Source organism: Nocardia sp. BSTN01, assembly GCF_015354405.1.
Classification (GTDB): domain Bacteria; phylum Actinomycetota; class Actinomycetes; order Mycobacteriales; family Mycobacteriaceae; genus Nocardia.
This window is the reverse complement of record NZ_JADKYP010000010.1, coordinates 48,243-62,438: the sequence shown is the minus strand read 5'-3', so window position 1 is coordinate 62,438 and position 14,196 is coordinate 48,243. Positions and strand designations below refer to the sequence as shown.

The window sequence follows — 14,196 nt, the reverse complement described above, 5'->3', positions numbered from 1 at the left end:
TCGGGCCCCTCATCCTCGTTCGTGCAATTCGCCCGCCGCCCGCCACGAATCCCGCTCGGCGGCAAACGCTGCCGCCTGCACGGTGCGGAAGTCGGCGATGGATTCGGCGTTGGCGGACAGGAAATCGCGATATTCGGCGAGCCGGAATTCGCCCTCCTCCGCGCGCAGTGCGCCGCGGCCGCGGGCGACGTCGGCCCGCAGGTCCAGCAGTTCCTCCGCGGACACCGGATACCAGCGGATGCGATCGAAATACCGCAGCAGCCAGGGATCCTCGGCGTCGCCGGTGCAGCGGTGGTCCCACACCTGTGTGGTACGGCCGACGAATTGATATCCGCCGGGCCCCTCCATGCCGTAGATGCACAGATAGGCGCCGCCGATGCCGACCGCGTTCTCCGGCGTCCAGGTGCGGGCCGGATTGTATTTGGTGGTGACCAGGCGGTGGCGCGGATCGGTGGGGGTGGCGACCGGTGCGCCGAGGTACACGTCGCCGAGGCCGAGCACGAGGTATTCGGCGGCGAAGACCGTATCGAAAACATCTGCCACCGTGGACAATCCGTTCATCCGGCGAATGAACTCGATATTCCAGGGGCACCACGGCGCATCCGCCCGCACGCCGTGCATATAGCGGATGATGGCCTCGCGCGTGGCCGGATCGTCCCACGACAGCGGCAGGTGCACGGTGCGGCTCGGCACCACCAGTTCCGCGGCCGGGGGCAGGGCGGATTCGGCCTCGCGCAGCAGTCGCAACAGTTTCGGCGTGGCCAGCCGGTCCGGATCGAAACGCACCTGGAGCGAACGGATTCCGGGTGTCAGTTCGGTGATCGCCGGCTCGGCGTGTTCGAGCAGATGCCGGTGCAGGGCGTGGACGCGGGCGCGCAATGCGAGATCCAGCGTCATATCGCCGTATTCGACGAGGACACCGTCGTCACCGGCGCGGCGATAGGTGACGGTGGTGGTGTCGTCGGCTTCGGCGCGGGCCAGGATGCCGTCGTCGCCGTCACCGCCGTCGGACAGCACGATCGGCCAGTCGGCCCGCCGGGCCGGTCCCAGGGCGCGGATCGAGGCGGCGCGGTCGGCGCGTACCGGGACGAAGCGCACGGTGTCACCGGGACAGAGCTGCCCCAGCTTCCAGCGTTCCGCGGCGACAACCGTGACGGGACAGACGAATCCGCCGAGGCTGGGGCCGTCCGGACCCAGCAGGATCGGCGTATCACCGGTGAAGTCCAGGGCGCCGATCGAGTAGGCGGTGTCGTGGATGTTCGAGGGGTGCAGTCCGGCCTCGCCGCCGTCGCTGCGCGCCCAGTGCGGTTTCGGCCCGATCAGCCGGACCCCGGTCCGATCGGAGTTGAAGTGCACCTCGTAGTCGGTGCCGAGGATGGTGTCGATATCGGCGCGGGTGAAGAATTCCGGCGCGCCGTGCGGGCCCTCGGTGACGGCGAGTTCCCATCGGCGCGTCAGCACCGGCTGCTCGGCCATCGGCACCCCGGACCCGACGGTGCCGGTCGGCTCGCCCAGGGGTAACCGGTCGCCGCCGCGAAGGGCGGCGCCGGTGCCGCCGCCGAACCTGCCGAGCGTGAAAGTTGCTGTGCTGCCGAGGTATTCGGGAAGGTCGAGCCCGCCCTCGAACAGGACGTAGGTCCGCATCCCCGGTCCCTGCACGGCGCCGACATCCAGCGTGCCGCCCGCCGGGACCTCGACGGTGCGCCACTGGCGCACTCGCTCGCCGTCGAGGGTGACCGTCGCGGGCGCACCGGTCACGCACACCCGGGTCGCGGTGCGGAATCGCAGCGCGGGCCCGGCGAGGGTGCATTCGAGTCCGGCCGCGCCCTCGTCGTTGCCCAGCGCCCGATTGCCGAGCCGGAAGGACAGATCGTCCATCGGTCCCGACGGCGGGACGCCGACGTGCCAGTAGCCGACGCGGCCCGGCCAATCCTGCACGGTGGTCAGCATTCCCGCCCGCACCACCTCGATGCCGGTGGCGTTCGCCTCCAGATCCGTTGTGCCGGTATCTATTGCGATCGCCGTCGTCACTGTGTCACCACCATCCGTACCGGCGTCGGATCGAATCCGTTGCAGGGGTTGTTGATCTGTGGGCAGTTGGAGATCAGGACGAGTGTGTCGATCTCGGCACGCAGCATCACCGACTTACCCGGTGCGGAGAGCCCGTCGACGATCCCGAGGGTGCCGTCGGCCTCGACCGGAACGTTCATGAACCAGTTGATGTTCGAGACCAGATCGCGTTTGCCCAGCCCCCAGCGCAACGCCTCGGTGAGGAAGTTCTCCACGCAGGCGTGCTGATGGCGGGTGTGGTGGCCGTAACGCAGGGTGTTGGATTCCTGTGAGCACGCGCCGGCGATGGTGTCGTGATTGCCGACCTCGTCGGCGACCACGGTCATCAGCGCCGTCCCCGATTCGGCGCGGAGCACGCTGCCGGTGGTCAGGAAGATATTGCGCTGGGCGGCGACGGTCGCCTGGGCGCTGTAGCGGTCGGCGTGATCGGCGGCCGAATAGAGCAGGCAGTCCACCGCCTGGTTGCCGTACAGGTCGATGATCTGCCACTGCTGACCCGCCCGGACCACGGTCGACCACGGTGCGCAGGCGGCCACGGTCTCGTCCAGGACGACGGTGCGTTCGGTAACGGTGGTCATGCGATCGCCTCCGGATCGTGTGCGGCCAGCCAGGCCTGTTCGGTGTTCTCCACGGCCCGGCGATATTCCGGGTCGGCGTCGGCGTCGTTCGGCTTCGCGGCGCCGCGCCAGGCGACGACGTCCAGCGCCGTGGCTGGCCGGTCGTCGAGTGGATGGGTGCCGTTGGCGATGAGGACGGTCAGCGGCAGGTGGATCAGCAGTTCCGCCGAGCGTCCCGGACCCGCGCTGCCGGTGGCGGTGAGGGCGCCGTCCGTGCCTACGCGCACCCCGCGGAACAGGGCGACCGACGGGCCGATATCGCGCGGTGAGAGACCGTGTTTCGCGCCTGCGACCCGCAGTGCCTGTCGTACCCGCGGTGTCGGTCCGCACAGCGTGTCGTGGTGGCCGGAGGTGTCGGCGACGATCGTGGCGAGCACGCGCCCCTGATCCGACAGCAGCGGATGGCCCGGGCCCGGATAGGCCTGCCACGGCACCTTGATGGTGTCGGCGACGTTCAACCGTTCCCACGGCGCCTCGGCCCGTAGGAGCAGCAGGTGGGCGCCGGCCGCGCCGTCCGGATCGGCCAGCCGGAGCCGGGTGCCGCGGGCGAGTACCGCGGTGGTGTACCCGTTGCCCGGAACGCGTTGGGCGAAAGTCACTTTCGCGGGGTCGACGCCCTCGGGCAGGTCGGGACCGGCGACGGTCGCGGCCGCGGCTTGCGCTCGCGCGTGGTCGCGGGCGCCGACGGTGGAGGCGGTTGCGGACATGATGTCTCCTCGCAGAGTCGGATGGGAATGTCGCTCAGGCGGGTTGCGGGGCGGGCCGGGCTTCCGCGGCCGCGGCGCGGGGGGTGACGATGCGGTGCACCACCGCGCCCACCGCGACGGTCAGGAGCAGGAACAGCGGTGCGGCCCAGAGCATCCACCATCCGCCACCGGCCGGCGTGTACACCTCCGCGCGCGGCCAGGCCAGATTCACCGCCATCGCGACGCCCCACACCACCGCCGCGACGTTCACCGCGATGCCGTAGCGGCCCAGTGAGAACAGGCCGGGTTCGGCGGCGGGCAGTCCGCGCAGCCGCCGGATCAGCAGCGGGACGGTGACCAGCAGATACGCGACGTACAGCGTCACGATGCACACGCTGGCCAGCGTCGCGAACAGCGCGGCGTTGCCGAGGTTCACCACCAGCAGCGCCACGGCGAGTACGCCGATGATCACCGCGGGCAGGACCGGGGTGCCGAAGCGCGGGTGCACGGCGGCCAGTCGCGACGCGAACGGCAGGCGGCCGTCGCGGGCCATCGAGAAGATCAGTCGCGAACCCGCGGTCTGAATGGCCAAGGTGCACACCGTGATCGCCACCGCGACACAGCACAGCAGCACGGTGCCGGCCGGACTGTCGAGTTTGGCGGTGATCACGTAGGCCAGTCCGTCGGTGGCCAGGTGGCCGTCACTGATGCTGGGCGCTGCCATCAACGCGCCCAGCAGGAGCAGGCCACCGCCGAGGGCGGAGGCGGCGAGCGCCAGCAGGATGGTGCGCGGCGCGACCCGGCGTGGATTCTTCGTCTCCTCGGAAAGCTCTCCGGCGGAATCGAATCCGACCATCACATAGGCGGCCATCAAACCGGAGACCAGGAACGCCGCCCAGTACGGGCCGGGCGCCGCCTGGTCGGTCTGCAGGACCACATCGGCGCCGCGTTCGGTATGGGTGAAGAACAGGGCGATGACGGCGAGCACGCCCACGATCTCGACGGTGACGCCGATCGAATTGATCCGGGCCATCAGATCGATGCCGATCACATTGATCACCGTCGTGATCACCAGCAGCACACTGCCCAGCAGGACCGCGTTCGCCGCGCCGTCGGTGGACGTGAGAGCGGTATCGGTGCCGACCAGCTGGAACCCGCTCCAGATCGAGGGCAGGACCACTTGTAGCGCGATGGCGGCCGCGGCGGCCGTGACGATCTGCGCGATGATCATCATCCAGCCCGCGAACCAGCCCACCACCTCACCCGCGAGCCGGCGCGACCACTGGTAGATGCAGCCCGAAATGGGATAGCGCGCGGCGAGTTCCGCGAAATTCAGCGCGACGAGGAACTGACCGGCGAACACGATCGGCCAGGTCCAGAAGAACGCGCCGCCGCCGAATCCGTAACCGAATCCGAAGAATTGGAAGATGGTGGTGAGGATCGAGACGAAGGAGAATCCCGCTGCGAACGAGGCGTAGCGGCCGAGTTTGCGATGCAGCACCGGCTGATATCCGAAGCGTTCGAGATCGGCGCTGTCGCCGGTCGGGGATTGCGAGGGTGGATCGAGTGCGATGGCCATGGGCGGTCCTTCGGCGTGGCGGCCAATATCTATCAGGTGACAGTTTTGCGGGCCGGATCGCGCTTTCGGTGACGGCCGTGTATCGCTTGCGGTAACCCGCGTAACGTCTGCGTTGCCGGTATTTCTGTCGAGTGACAGATATTTCACAACCGCAGGTGGGACGCGGTGCGTGCCCCGGTGCCGGTCCGCGGGGCGGGGACGGTGGCAGGATGAGGCGGTGACACACCTGGGGCCGGGCCGTCCTCGCGTCGATCAGCGCAGCCGTCGCGGGCGGACGCCGCGCGCCGAGATACTCGACGCCGCAGCGGAATTGTTCACGGCCAACGGCTACGGCAGCACATCCACGCGGGGTATCGCCGATGCGGTGGGTATCCGGCAGGCCTCGCTCTACCACCACTTCGCCGCCAAGGACGACATCCTGGACGCGCTGCTCGCCGAAACCATCACCGGCGCATTGGAATTGGCCGAGCATTTGCGCGCCGAACCCGAGCCGGCCGCGGTCCGGCTGTACGCCCTGGCCCGCGCCGACGTGCGCCAGCTGTGCGCCGCCAAGTGGAATCTCGGTGCCCTGTATCTGCTGCCCGAACTGCGCAGCGACCGATTCGCCGACTTCCGCGGCCGCCGCGCCCGGTTGCGCCGCCACTACGAGGAACTCGCGGCCGCGGCGATCGAGGCCGCACCCACCGGCGTCCCCGGCGCGCATGTGCTGCCCTTCCGGATGGTGGAAACGGTCATCAATATCCGCTCCGACGAGGGCACCGCCCCCGACTACGCGGAAACCGCCATCCCCGACGCGGCGCTGCGGGTACTCGGCGTCACCGACGACCCGGCCGCGCTGCGTGCCGCCGCCCAGCGGCTGCTCCGGCGACTGGACGCGGGCGAATGATTCGACCGGTTCGGCAAACGGTTCGCGAGGAGCGGCTGAGCCGACTTCGGTCCAGTAGACCGTGGTTGCTTGCCGTGGCCCGCCGGTCGTCGCATCAGGGGCATTGCCGGGCGATGCGGGCGAGTGCGGCGTGGTCGGCTGCGGTGATGGGCAGGCGGTATTGCGCTGCCGTGGTGAGGTACTTTCCGGCATAGAAGCAGTGATAGGCCCCGGCGGGTGGAAGCCAGTCCGCGGGTGTGCGATCGCCTTTGTCCATATTGGCCGGGCCGTCGACGGCCAGCAGGTTGAATTCGATGTCGTTGGCGAAGCGCACTCGCTGTTCGGGCGACCAGCTCGCCGCCCCCATATCCCAGGCGGCGGCCAGCGGATAGACGTGGTCGATCTGCACCTCCCGGGCCCGCGCCTTGTCGAAGCCGATCGAGCGGCCGGTGTACGGATCTCGCAGTGTGCCCGCGAGCACCACGCAGTCGCGGGTACCCGGCCGGAATCTCACCTCGCGCAACTGCCGTGCCAGCACGCCGTTGCGCGAATCGCATCCGTCGTGCCCACCCGGCCCGTCCTGATCATCCGACCACGCCGGCCCGAACACACATCCGTGCCCCGCCCCGCAGTCCCGGTCGTACCCGCCCGGATGCGGCCGCCGCGCCACCACGGCCACCGCGCCCAGCAACTGCTCGATCCGAGCCCGGCTCGGACTGCCCGGCGCAGGGTCGGGCCCGCCGACGATTCCGCATGCCGTCACCGCCATGACCACGACCACCACCGCTGCCCACCCCGCCCGCCGTCCCCACCGCATACCTCGGATCTACCTGCCGCGCCCGACAACTTCGGTGCCGAAAGACCTGCACGGGGTGCGTTCGTTCGATACGTCCGAATCGGGCGCCGCTGCGACCGGGTCACCGCCTCCGTCGCGCCGGCCTGCGCCGGTCGTATCCCGGCATCCGCCGACTTCGTGGCGTCCGCAACCGGCGGGCGCGGCCGACTCGACCGCGTAGCGATCACATGGACAGTTGCATCCCCAGACCTCGGAGTGCCTGGGCGCACGAACCAGCGCCCGGCCCGGCGTGGCACCTCCAGGGCAGCGTGGGCCGGGATGCGACAACAGGGTGCACGCGCCGCTGCCGCTGTGTCGACCCGCGCACGGTCCGCACCCCACCACCGGCCGCGACCTGGCGTGTCGGTGGGGGCTGATTGGATGGAGGACATGCTGCACGGTTTGTGGTCGCCGGGGTCGGGGTTGGTGCTGTGGCGCCTGCCCGAGTCGGCGGCACGGCCGCAGGAGGAGGCATTCGGCGAGCTGCCCGATCCGCTGGGGGCGATCGCGCGGTCGGCGCGGTTCCGGCATCGGGTGCGGGTGCTAGTGCCCGCGGGAGCCGGCCCGGAAGTGGTCGAGGTGCGCGGGCATGCCTTGGCGCCGGAGGTGGCCGCGCGGGTGCTCACCCAGGCCCTGCCGGAGACGGCGGTGGCGGCGGATCTGCGTTTTCTCGCCCATGTGGCCCGCGGACTGCGGCGATGGGTGCGTGCCGGGCGGATCGTGCCCGAACTGCATCGCGCCGACGGCGAGTGGTGGGTGCGGTGGCGGCTGGTGGGCGGGCAGCGGCAGCGGGCCTGGCTGGCCGAACTGGCGGCCGCGATGCCGCCCGCGCTGCGGGTGCCGGATGCCCGATCCGCGGCCTCGATCCTCGAGGACTTCATCACCGAACTCGCCGACCCGCTCGTCCGGCTCGAGCTGAGCGTCCGGGAACCGTCGCATCCGCTGACGGCCGCGCTGGTCGCGGAGGTTCCGCTGGAATCGGGATCGCATCGGGTGGCCTCGGTGCTCGACGAGTGGCGCGCGAGTCTCACCGTCGGCGAGCCGGAACTCGTCCTGCGCCTGCTCGAACCGGACGACGATCCCGACGACGATCCGCAGGCGGTCGACGCCCTGTGGCGGCTGGAAGTCTGCCTCCGATCGGAAGGTGAAGCGCCGCAACCGGTTCCGATCCAGGGCGACCCGGCATTGATCCGGCTCGCCGGGGAGAAGGTAGCCGCCGCGGTCCAGGCCTATCCGCGACTGCAGCAGGTACCGCGCGACCCGTACGGGATGGATTTCCTGCTCCCGACACCGGTCGTGCAGGAGCTGGTCGCCCACGGTGCGCACGAATTGCGTTCGGCGGGTGTACATCTGATGCTGCCGCGGGCATGGCGCATCGTCTCGCCGAGTATGCGGTTGCGGGTGCAGTCCCCGGCCGCCACCGAAACCGCGGTCGGACTCAGCGGATTGGTCTCCTATCGCTGGGAACTGGCCCTGGGGGATACGGTCCTCACACCGGCGGAGATGGGCCGGCTGATCCAGGCCAAATCGGATCTGGTGCGGTTGCGCGGCCACTGGGTGCAGGCCGACCGGCGCAGCCTGGCCGCGGCGGCCGCCTATCTGGAGGGCAAGGTCGACGAACGTCCGGCCACACTGACGCAGCTGCTCGGCGAGATCGCGGCCACTCAGGTGCGCCAGGTTCCGATCGAAGAGGTCACCGCGAGCGGCTGGGTCCAGGAACTGTTCGACGGTATCCACTCCGGCGACCCGGTCGACCCGCCCGCCGGCCTGAAGGCGCAGCTGCGTCCCTACCAGCTGCGCGGACTGTCGTGGCTCGCGACGATGAACCGTCTCGGCTGCGGCGCCATCCTGGCCGACGATATGGGCCTCGGCAAGACGGTACAGGTGCTCGCCTTGCTGCTGCACGAGAACGAGAGTGCCGCAACGGATTCCGTTCCGGGGCCGACGCTGCTGGTGTGCCCGATGTCGGTGGTCGGCAACTGGCAGCGCGAAACCGAGCGCTTCGCCCCGGGGTTACGGGTGCTGGTCCATCACGGTTCGGCACGCCGCTCCGGCGCGGAATTCGATGCGGCGGTGGCCGATTCCGATCTGGTGCTGACCACCTACGCGCTGCTGGCGCGCGATGTGGAGGAGTTGAAGCGCCAGCGCTGGGAACGCGTCGTCCTCGACGAGGCGCAGCACATCAAGAACGCCGCCACCCGCCAGGCCCGCGCCGCCCGCGCGATCCCGGCCCGCCATCGGCTGGCGCTGACGGGAACTCCGGTGGAGAACAGGCTCGAGGAACTGCGGTCGATTCTCGATTTCGCGGCGCCGAACGTGCTGGGCAAACCGTCGGAATTTCACGCGCGCTTCGCGGTGCCGATCGAACGCGAACACGACGAGAACGCGGTCAGCCGGCTGCGCGCCGTCACCGCGCCGTTCGTCCTGCGCCGGGTGAAAACCGATCCCTCGGTCATCTCGGATCTGCCGGAGAAGTTCGAGATGACGGTGCGCGCCAACCTCACCGTCGAACAGGCCGCGCTGTATCAAGCGGTCGTCGACGATATGCTCGCGCAGCTGAAGGCCTCGCGCGCCACCGGTTCCAGCGCGGTGAACATGGCGCGCCGGGGTGCGGTCCTGGCCGCGCTCACCCGGCTCAAACAGGTGTGCAACCACCCCGCGCATTTCCTCGGCGACGGGTCGGCACTGCTGCGGCGGGGACGCCACCGCTCCGGCAAGCTGGCCCTGGTCGAGGATGTGCTCGAATCGGTCCTGGCCGAGGGGGAGCGGGCTCTGCTGTTCACCCAGTTCCGCGAATTCGGTGATCTGATCACCCCGTATCTGAGCGAGCGGTTCGGCACCGTGATTCCGTTCCTGCACGGCGGCGTCGCCAAGAAGCGCCGCGACGGGATGGTGGAGCGCTTCGCCGAGGCCGACGGCCCGCCGATCATGGTGTTGTCGCTGAAGGCGGGCGGTACGGGACTCAATCTCACCGCCGCCAATCATGTGGTGCACCTGGATCGCTGGTGGAATCCGGCGGTGGAGAACCAGGCCACCGACCGCGCCTTCCGCATCGGTCAGCGCCGCGATGTGCAGGTCCGCAAACTGGTCTGTGTCGACACCATCGAGGAGCGCATCGACGATATGCTCACCGGCAAACAGGAATTGGCGAATCTCACCGTCGGCACCGGGGAGAACTGGATCACCGAACTGAGTACCGACGAATTGCGCGACCTGTTCATGCTCGGCGCCGAGGCGGTGGGCGAATGAGTCCGGCGCCCGAGTATCCGGTTCCCGATTTCAGCGTCTACGGCAAGCGCCGCCCGGTGCGCGGCGGCGTCGAACCTCGCAGCCGCCGGGGATCTTTCGCGCGATCCTGGTGGGGTCGGGCCTTCCTCGACGCCGTGGAGCAGGTAGCCGACGCCGGTCGACTCTCGCGGGGGCGCACCTACGCCCGCTCCGGCCAGGTCGTGAACTACCACATCGAGCCCGGCGCGGTCGCCGCCGAGGTCCAGGGCAGCCAACCGCGGCCGTTCACTTCGGTGCTGACGCTGCGGGTGCTGCGCGACGACCGATTGGAGGAACTGGTCGATCAGGTCCGCGGCACACCCGGCATGCTCGCCCAGCTCGCCTCCGGCGCCCTGCCGCAGGAGCTCGGCCCGCTGCTGTTGCCCGAAACCGCCGCCGAACTCGACTTCTCCTGCACCTGCCCGGACGACGGCTGGCCCTGCAAACACGTCGCCGCACTGTGCTACATCGTGGCCGAACGCCTCGACGAGTCCCCGGCGATCATGCTGACCCTGCGCGGCCTCGATCTCGACACGCTGATTCGCGGGGTGCAGGAGGACAGCGGCCCGACGGTCTCCGACGACATCTACGGCGAGAACGTGGTCCTGCCCGACCTGCCGGCGCCGCAGTTCCGCGCGGCGATCGAGGACCTCGATCCGATTCCGCTGCGGCAGGCGTTGCGGATGACCAGTGAGGACGAATCGGTCGCCGAGGCCGGTATGCGGGAACTTCGCGCCCTCTACCGGGCCCTCGAGGGCTCGGGTTAGCCCATATGCTGGCGTGGTGCCCGAAGATCCCGTCGACGATCTGGATGCCGCGGTGGCGCTGCGGCGTCCGGTGCGCCGGGTGGTGTCGCTGGTCCCGTCGCTGACCGAGGCCATCGCGGTGAGCCGCCCGGAGTTGCTGCTCGCCGCCACCGACTGGTGCACCCATCCGCCGGAACTGGCGGTGGAACGGGTGCGGGGCACGAAGAACCCGAATCTGCGCCGGATCGCCGAATTGGCGCCGGATCTGGTGGTGTGCAATCAGGAGGAGAACCGCCGCCTCGATGTCGAGCGGATGCGGGAGGCGGGAATTCCGGTGTGGGTCACCCGGATTCGCACCGTCGACGAGGCTTTCACCTCGATGACGCGGCTGTTCGGCATCGCCCTGGGCGGTGCGGTGCCGGCCTGGCTGACCCGGGCCCGCGCGGTCTGGTCCGCGCCCGCGCCGCACCCGCCGATCGATGCGGTGATCCCGATCTGGCGTAAGCCGTGGATGGTGGTCGGCCGCGACACGTTCACCGCGGATCTCGCCGGTCGCCTCGGTCTGAACCTGGTCCACGCGACGGGATCGGAACGCTATCCCACGGTGACGGGATCCGAACTGGTGCAGGGGGTTCGGCTGGCGGTGCTGCCGGACGAGCCGTACGTCTTCACCGCGACCGATGGTCCGGAGGCGTTCGCGGGAATCCCGGTCGCGCTGGTGAGCGGCCGCGACCTCACCTGGTACGGCCCGTCGCTGGTCGAGGCGCGCGAGCGGCTGACCGCTCAGCTGGCCCGCGTGGTCGGCAGCTGAGCCGTGACCTGTTCGAAGCTGTAGTCGTCCAGATCGAAATGGGCTGCGCGCCAGGCCGCTTCGACGGTACTCATCGGTTTCAGCGGCACATCGCCGTGCCTATCGAAGTAGTAGCTGTTCGAGACCGCGCAGCTGTCCTGCCAGAAGACCTGTCCTCCGCGTCGTTCCAGCATCTCGTGGAAGTATCGCTCGTTGGCGGCCGCGGTGACCTCGATGCGATGGGCGCGCTTGCCGCGCGCATGACGGAGCAACCGCAGGATGTGGGAGGTCTGCATCTCGATCAGCGTGAAATACGACGCGCCGTTGTATCCGTAGGGTCCGATGATCGAGAAGAAGTTGGGGAAGCCCGGCACGCTGACGCCCTCGTAGGCCTGCAGGCGGTTCTCGTCCCACCATTTCTCGAGGTCACGGCCGCCGACCCCGGTCATGTCGAAGGTCGGCATATTGCCCGATTCCATGACCTTGAAGCCGGTCGCGAGAATCAGCACATCGGCCGGATATTCGGTGCCGGCCGCCGTGCGCACACCGGTGGGGGTGATCTCGGCGATCGGATCCGTTTCCAGCGTCACGTTGTCGCGGTTGAAGGTCGGCAGGTAATCGTTGGAGAAACCCGGCCGCTTACATCCGAGCGCATACCGCGGGGTGAGTTTGTCCCGGACCACCGGATCGTGCACCTGGCGCCGCAGATGGGCCAGTCCGGAGCGCTCGCCGAGTTTGGCCAGCGGCAGATTCGAATAGTAGTGCGCCGACAGCGGGAAGGTCAGTTCGACGAACGCCTGGCTCGCCAAACGCGAAATCGCCTGTCCGCCGGGCAGATACCGCAGCGCCCAGCGCGCGGGCGTGGGCAGCGTGGTGTCCGGCCGCGGCAGGCACCAGATCGGCGTGCGCTGGAAGACCGTCAGCTCGGCGACATCCGGAGCGATCGAGGGAATGACCTGCACGGCCGATGCCCCGGTTCCGATGATCGCCACCCGCTTTCCGTGCAGGTCGCGGTCGTGGTCCCAGCGCGAGGTGTGCATGGTGAGGCCCGAAAATGATTCCACGCCAGGGATATCCGGTAGCTTCGGCCGGGTCAGCACACCGGTCGCGCCGATGACGTAGCGCGCGGTCAGGGTTTCCCCGTCGCCGGTGCGCAGCGTCCACACCGAGGCGTCCTCGTCGAATTCCGCGGCGGTGATCGTTGTGCTGAACCGGATGCGCGGTCGCAGCCCGTATTTGTCCACGCAGTGTTCGGCGTAGTCTTTCAGTTCGTGGCCGGGCGCGTAGATGCGCGACCACCGCGAACTCTGCTCGAACGAATACTGATAACTGAACGAGGGGATGTCCACGGCGATGCCGGGGTAGGTGTTCCAATGCCAGGTGCCGCCCACGCCGTCGGCGTCGTCGACGATCAGGAAGTCCCGGAAACCGGCCTTCCGCAAGGCGATCGCCACCCCGATACCGGAAAATCCGGCGCCGACGATGATCACTTCGTGGTCGATGGCCATGACTGCTCCCGTGCCGTCCTCGGCCAGGGCACCTGACTGGCCGCACCTGCCACCAATTAACCGCGCGGTGGCCGGGATGTCAACGCCCGGCCGTCTCAGGCCGGACCGTAGGCCCGCAGGAAGGCGTCGGCGGCGCCGTCGGCGATCTCGTCCAGTTCGGCCGGTTCCACGGCGCGGGTGCCCAGCCGGGAGCGAGCCTCGAGCGGTCCGGTCAGGAGCGCGAGGAAATGTTCGGCGGCGAGTTCGGGATCGCATCGGCGCAGCCCGCCCGAGAGCGCCAGCCGCGCGAACCGGTCGGCCAGGGTCTGCGCCAGGCGCAGTGAGGTGCGTTCCTGCACGGTCAGCACCAGGTCGGGAAAGGTGCCCAGCTCGGCATAGGCCAATGCGCGCAAGGCGTGCGACCGCGGCCCGGCGCAGATGCGTACGAGTTCGCGCGCGGTCGCGGTGAGCGCCGGACCCGGGTCGCCGTCGGCGGCGCGCAGTGTCTCCACCGCGGCGAGACATTGCGCGCCGACTTGGTCGGCGGCCGCCTCGACCGTGCTGCGGAACAGCGTCTCCTTGTCGCTGAGGTGGTTGTAGACGGTGGGTTTGGCGACCCCCGCCTCGTTCGCGATCTCCTGGACGCAGGCCCTCCCGTAGCCCCGCCGAGCGAAGACGTCGAAGGCGACGTCCAGGATCGCCTGGCGCTTGTCGATACGTCCGCGCGTGGCCGGTGCCTTCGTCACCTTCGCATCGTACGTCCAATGCGATGGACTTCCCGGTCAGCACTTGTGCACTGACTGATTAGTTCATTAGATTGAACTGGTCGGTTCAAATCAGGAGGTACGAATGATCATCCACACGCTGCGCTTCGCCTTCCGGCCCGAAACGTCCGAGGCCGACAAGGAACGGGTCCTGGCAGCCATCCGCCGCACGGCTTCGGTCGAGTCGGTGTCTTTCTCGGCTGTCGGCCAGGCCGTGCTGAACGACCCCGACGACGGCTACACCCACGCCTACTACTTCGGTATCGAGGATCTGGCGGCGCTGGAGCGGTATATGCACGACCCGGTCCATCTGGCCGGTGATCCGGAGATCATTCCGCACTTCGCGAAGCTGCATATCGGCCCCGACGTGTCCGACGATCCGGACCCGGAGTTGAGCGCGAAGATCGCGGCTGTCAACGACCGCAAACTCGCCATGTACCCGGAGTGGAAGGAGCTGATGGCGACGATTCCCGAACTGCGCTTCGGCTGA

The 14,196-nt window shown here is 69.1% G+C and carries 12 protein-coding genes; 5 read left to right on the top strand and 7 right to left on the bottom strand.

Features of this window, described 5'->3' with window-relative positions:
• Positions 1 to 9 precede the first annotated feature (9 nt).
• From IRT45_RS11580 to IRT45_RS11565, 4 genes are read right to left on the bottom strand one after another with little or no spacing between them, the layout of a single operon-like run.
• Entirely contained in the window at positions 10 to 1,971 is a 1,962-nt protein-coding gene (locus IRT45_RS11580; RefSeq protein ID WP_309240910.1) for a 5-oxoprolinase/urea amidolyase family protein, read from the bottom strand.
• Between the two features lie 56 nt (positions 1,972 to 2,027).
• Positions 2,028 to 2,648 carry an urea amidolyase associated protein UAAP2 gene (locus IRT45_RS11575; protein WP_194805853.1) on the bottom strand — a complete coding sequence of 207 codons (621 nt, stop codon included), beginning with the start codon at positions 2,646 to 2,648 and terminating at the stop codon, positions 2,028 to 2,030.
• On the bottom strand, positions 2,645 to 3,394 hold the full coding sequence (locus IRT45_RS11570; RefSeq protein ID WP_194805852.1) for a DUF1989 domain-containing protein: 750 nt from the start codon (positions 3,392 to 3,394) through the stop codon (positions 2,645 to 2,647). Before IRT45_RS11570 ends, IRT45_RS11575 begins: the two co-directional genes overlap by 4 nt.
• Before the next feature lie 34 nt (positions 3,395 to 3,428).
• A complete protein-coding gene (locus IRT45_RS11565; protein WP_194805851.1) occupies positions 3,429 to 4,952 on the bottom strand; it encodes an amino acid permease in 1,524 nt (507 codons plus the stop codon).
• Between the two features lie 217 nt (positions 4,953 to 5,169).
• Between IRT45_RS11565 and IRT45_RS11560 the strand changes: the two genes are divergently transcribed.
• Entirely contained in the window at positions 5,170 to 5,838 is a 669-nt protein-coding gene (locus IRT45_RS11560) for a TetR/AcrR family transcriptional regulator (protein WP_194805850.1), read from the top strand.
• 94 nt (positions 5,839 to 5,932) lie between these two features.
• Here the strand turns inward: IRT45_RS11560 and IRT45_RS11555 are convergent, their stop codons facing one another.
• Positions 5,933 to 6,634 carry an HNH endonuclease family protein gene (locus IRT45_RS11555; protein WP_194805849.1) on the bottom strand — a complete coding sequence of 234 codons (702 nt, stop codon included), beginning with the start codon at positions 6,632 to 6,634 and terminating at the stop codon, positions 5,933 to 5,935.
• A 408-nt stretch (positions 6,635 to 7,042) separates the two neighbouring features.
• Between IRT45_RS11555 and IRT45_RS11550 the strand changes: the two genes are divergently transcribed.
• The 3 genes from IRT45_RS11550 to IRT45_RS11540 are packed head-to-tail and all read left to right on the top strand — an operon-like array spanning position 7,043 to position 11,476.
• Positions 7,043 to 9,901 (top strand): DEAD/DEAH box helicase, encoded by a 2,859-nt coding sequence (locus tag IRT45_RS11550; protein WP_194805848.1) that lies wholly within the window; start codon positions 7,043 to 7,045, stop codon positions 9,899 to 9,901.
• Positions 9,898 to 10,686, top strand: coding sequence for an SWIM zinc finger family protein (locus IRT45_RS11545; RefSeq protein WP_194805847.1), 789 nt, complete (start codon positions 9,898 to 9,900; stop codon positions 10,684 to 10,686). Before IRT45_RS11550 ends, IRT45_RS11545 begins: the two co-directional genes overlap by 4 nt.
• Positions 10,687 to 10,702: 16 nt before the next feature.
• Positions 10,703 to 11,476: a helical backbone metal receptor gene (locus tag IRT45_RS11540; RefSeq protein WP_194805846.1), complete on the top strand. Its 774-nt coding sequence runs from the start codon at positions 10,703 to 10,705 to the stop codon at positions 11,474 to 11,476.
• Here the strand turns inward: IRT45_RS11540 and IRT45_RS11535 are convergent.
• Both IRT45_RS11535 and IRT45_RS11530 read right to left on the bottom strand, forming a co-directional pair.
• Positions 11,449 to 12,963, bottom strand: a complete 1,515-nt coding sequence (locus tag IRT45_RS11535) for an NAD(P)/FAD-dependent oxidoreductase (protein WP_194805845.1) — start codon at positions 12,961 to 12,963, stop codon at positions 11,449 to 11,451. The two genes, IRT45_RS11540 and IRT45_RS11535, sit on opposite strands and share 28 nt — an antisense overlap.
• Positions 12,964 to 13,058: 95 nt before the next feature.
• Positions 13,059 to 13,688, bottom strand: coding sequence for a TetR/AcrR family transcriptional regulator (locus IRT45_RS11530; protein ID WP_194805844.1), 630 nt, complete (start codon positions 13,686 to 13,688; stop codon positions 13,059 to 13,061).
• A 103-nt stretch (positions 13,689 to 13,791) separates the two neighbouring features.
• Here IRT45_RS11530 and IRT45_RS11525 point away from each other — a divergent pair, with 103 nt between their 5' ends.
• Positions 13,792 to 14,196, top strand: a complete 405-nt coding sequence (locus IRT45_RS11525) for a Dabb family protein (RefSeq protein ID WP_194805843.1) — start codon at positions 13,792 to 13,794, stop codon at positions 14,194 to 14,196.